The following is a 3,944-nucleotide window of genomic DNA, read 5'->3' on the forward strand; positions in this document are numbered from 1 at the left end:
TGATAACTTCTGCTGCTGCTATATCTCTATGGGTTTTGTATCCACACTTCGGGCAATTATGTTCTCGTTCGGAAAGCAATTTTTTTCCGGTGTGAAAATCACATTTTGGACAAATTTGCGAGGTGTAATTCTTGTCAACTGCCGCGACAAAAACATCCCGTTTCCAAGCTACCCATTTAAGAATGGTAACAAATTGACCAAAAGCAGCATCTAGGCAATGTTTAGACAACATCCCTTTTGCCCAAGATTTAAAGTTAATATCTTCAAAAAATATTGACTGTGCTTGGTCGCAAAGGTGATTTGCTAGTTTGAATTGCCAATCTTTACGAGTATCAGATATCTTTTGGTGCAGTCTCGCTATTTTTTGGTTTAATTTGTGTCGATTATTAGAGTCTTTCTTTTTGTTCCTTAATCTACGTTGCAGCAATTTCAGCTTGCGCTGTAGTTGGTTCAAGAAGCGAGGTCTTTCGACCAATTCTCCATCAGAAGTTGCCAGAAATTTGTCCAGTCCCAAGTCTATCCCAATGGCATGACCGTGAAATGGGACATCTGGAATATTAACATCTAACTGCAAAGACAGTAGAATAAAATATCCCGATGCTTTCTTGATAATTCTCGCTTGTTTAATTGCAAAACTATCGGGAATATCTCTCGATTTCCTGAACTTAATCCATCCCAATTGAGGCAGTTTAATCTGGTTTCCCTTTACGCAATCTTTCAGCATTTGAGGATATACAAAAGAACGCATCCTATGCTGATTCTTAAAACGAGGAAAACCGAGTTTTTTTGATTTCATATCTGTAAATGCTTTATCCAATCTTTTGAGCATCTGTTGCAAGACTTGAGCATTCACAGATTTTAACCACGGGTTTGTTTTCTTCGCCTCTGTTAATTGTTTGGCTTGGATGTTGTAATTTGGAAAAGGTTTATCCACCGGAATGATATATTCCTTGTCTAGAGAACAAGCATTAACAGAACACTTCCGAGAGTTAATCCAATCTTTTCGCTCTCTGAGGGCGTAATTCCAGACAGAACGACGGACTCTCAAGGTATTTTCAATCACCTCAATTTGCTTTTCGTTCGGGATTAATTTATACTCGTAAGTTAGTGTTAACATCTTGACCTCCTGAGACAAATTTTAGCAGTCTTTACGGAGAATGTCAATCTATGTGTAGGGACGTTAAATTTAACGTCCCTACTTTGGTCGGTTTTATTTGTTGGCAAAAAGACGAGCGACCCCGGCGAATCGAATTCGCCAAGGGAAAGCGCTCGTCATCTCACCGTTAACCCTTTGGGTCTAACAGGAGTCCTCTTTTTGCATTTTGTAGATAGGAGGAATTGAAGCGCGATCGCCTTACGAGATCAAAGAGATAAACCTTGAGGAATAAACTAACATGAAAAATGTAGCAATTATCGGTTGCGGTTATGTGGGAAGTGAAGTTGCACATCATTGGAAAAGGCAAGGTTTTACGGTGACAGTGACGACAACAAATTCCGATCGCATCTCTGAATTAGAAGCGATCGCCGATCGCGTTATTGTGGTGAAAGGAGACAATCAAAAAGAACTAAAAACTGTTCTACAAGGTCAAGAAGTGGTCTTATTGAGTATTGGTGCCAAAACACGCAAGGAAGATATCTATCGCAATACTTATTTAGCTACCGCGCAAACCTTAGTCGATCTGCTACCGGAATTTCCAACAGTTCAACAAATTATTTATACTGGGGTTTATTCCCTTTATGGCGATCGCGATGGCGATCGCGTCGATGAATCTTTTCCGGTTTCCCCTACTTCAATTCAGAGTCAGATTCTCTGGGAAACTGAAAATGTGTTACTCTCTGCTGCAAGGGAAACGCGCAAAATTTGCATTCTGCGCTTAGGAGGAATTTATGGACGCGATCGCGAAATTGCTAAGATTTTTAAGCGCATTGCGGGTCAAACTCTAGCAGGAAAAGGGGAAAATATTTCCAATTGGGTGCATTTAGAGGATATTGTTAAGGCCATTGATTTTGCACGAGAAAAGCAATTAGGAGGCATTTATAATTTAGTTTGTGACGAACAAATCTCTCGACGAGAACTCCTCGATCGCGTCTGTCAAATTCACAATTTACCGGCGATCGCCTGGGATGAGAAAGAGATACCTTATCCTTATAATGTTCGCGTTTCAACGGAAAAAATTAAAGAAGCTGGCTTTCAATTTCTCTATCCTCAGTTAGCGATCTAAAAATTATTAGGGAGTTTATGGGGTGAAATTGTCTTCCTCTTTAATTTCTGACTCTTCCTCTAAAACTGTACTTTCAACTAAAGAGGGAACAAACTCCGTATCGGCAACGATCGGTAATTGTTTATCATAGAGTTGCAGAGATTGCAAGCAATTATTAATATCTGTCACCGCATCATTATATTCAGCAATTTTTGCTTCAATCTCTTCCTGAGTGCGACGGTTGCTGGCTATTTTTTCTTCGGCTTCCTGTTCCAGAGTCTGTTCTAGATAAGAACGAGCGCGATCGTACTGTTGTAAAATATCATCGGCTTGCTGTTTTGCCATGGGTAAAATTTGGGTTTTTAGGGTTTGATTCACGGTTTGGCGGAAAGTCTGGCGAATTGTCTTTGATACCTTGGGTTCAAAATCTAACTTTAATAATTGACGAATAGCAGGTTCAGCCTCAATAATACTTTCTGCGTCATATCCTTGAGAAGTTTGCTGCAATGTTTGCCGAAATTGATAAATCGAAAATGTACCCTCATCGTAAAAGCGAGGACTTTCGCGAACATAGCGATCGCATTCCGTGCGTGCTTCGCTACTTAATGCCTCGCATAATACCTCTTGCAAGCGCTTAATTTTCACCTCAATACCTCCATCATTGCCCAACAAACGGTAGAGTTGGCGATAGTGTTCTGTCTTTTGTAAGCGTTCTAACAAGCGCTGACAGAAACTCATTGCCACCATTTTAACATTAGCAATTAAAACATCTTCTAGTTGATTAGAAAGATAATAAAGCGCCTCTACTAAAACAGCTAATAATGGTGCTGTTGCATTGCGCGGATGGCTTTTTGTTGCGCGTCCATAGGCTTCTTGAACTGAAAATGTTTGTAAGAGTTCATCCAAACGATTCACCATTTTTTCTTTCAGAATGCGAAAATCAGATTCAAATAAGCTATCTTCATTGATAACAATTTGATTGATTTCCTCTTCCATATACTCTTGAAACTCCTGTCCCACATCTTGTAATTGTTGGTTTAAACGCTCTAATTCTCGCGCTTTCATCGCATCAATTTCGCGAGGCTGGCTTTCTAATTCCTGACGATTGGCGATATAATACTTGCGTAACGTAATGCACAATGGCTGTAAATCGTCTGCAAGATTAGAGAATAATTCCGGTCGCTTTTCCTCCGTTAAATAGCGAGTAATGGCACTGCGAAACTCCTCAATTCCACTATCTTGAATTAAGCGTTCTATTAAAGGGTTTCCCCATTCGCTGAGAATGCGAACATAATTTTCATTGGGAGTCTCATAACCATGCACAGAAACGCGAAACTCACTCCCAGAAAGTTTGCCGGAATTGGCACAATAATTGTTAAACTCACTAACAAATTGAGGTGTATCTTCTTCCCCACCTATTCCTTTAACACTTTCGTCAAAAAGAGAATCTAAGCCAAAGCGATCGCTGCTATTGGTCTCTTTAACTTGACTGCCATAAAATCCCAGTAAGCCACTGGTTTTGTAAATGCGATTGGTGTCGCGAAACTGACTAGAAATCAAACTTTCTAAACGCTGACGTAATTGAGCATTGTACCATGTTTCATCGATGCGATTGAAAACATAAAAAACGCGATCGCGGATGCCGGAATTTGCTCGCATTTTCTCTAATAACTCCGTCTCTTCCGTGGTCATATCCCCCGCAGATGCGGGTTTTAATACTGTCACTACTGCCGATGTTTCTGG

Annotated in this window: 3 protein-coding genes; 1 reads left to right on the forward strand and 2 read right to left on the reverse strand. The window is 40.2% G+C overall.

Annotation, left to right across the window (positions count from 1 at the left end; all coding sequences use genetic code 11):
• A partial coding sequence (locus tag VB714_RS21085) for a transposase (RefSeq protein WP_323226657.1) occupies window positions 1-1,117 on the reverse strand: 1,117 nt, incomplete at its 3' end.
• A 277-nt stretch (window positions 1,118-1,394) separates the two neighbouring features.
• Here VB714_RS21085 and VB714_RS21090 point away from each other — a divergent pair.
• Entirely contained in the window at window positions 1,395-2,222 is an 828-nt protein-coding gene (locus VB714_RS21090; protein WP_323226658.1) for an SDR family oxidoreductase, read from the forward strand.
• A 15-nt stretch (window positions 2,223-2,237) separates the two neighbouring features.
• Here the strand turns inward: VB714_RS21090 and VB714_RS21095 are convergent.
• The coding region (locus VB714_RS21095; protein ID WP_323226659.1) for a dynamin-like GTPase family protein at window positions 2,238-3,944 on the reverse strand (1,707 nt) is incomplete at its 5' end.

The organism is Spirulina sp. 06S082 (genome assembly GCF_034932145.1).
Lineage (GTDB): Bacteria > Cyanobacteriota > Cyanobacteriia > Cyanobacteriales > Spirulinaceae > CCY15215.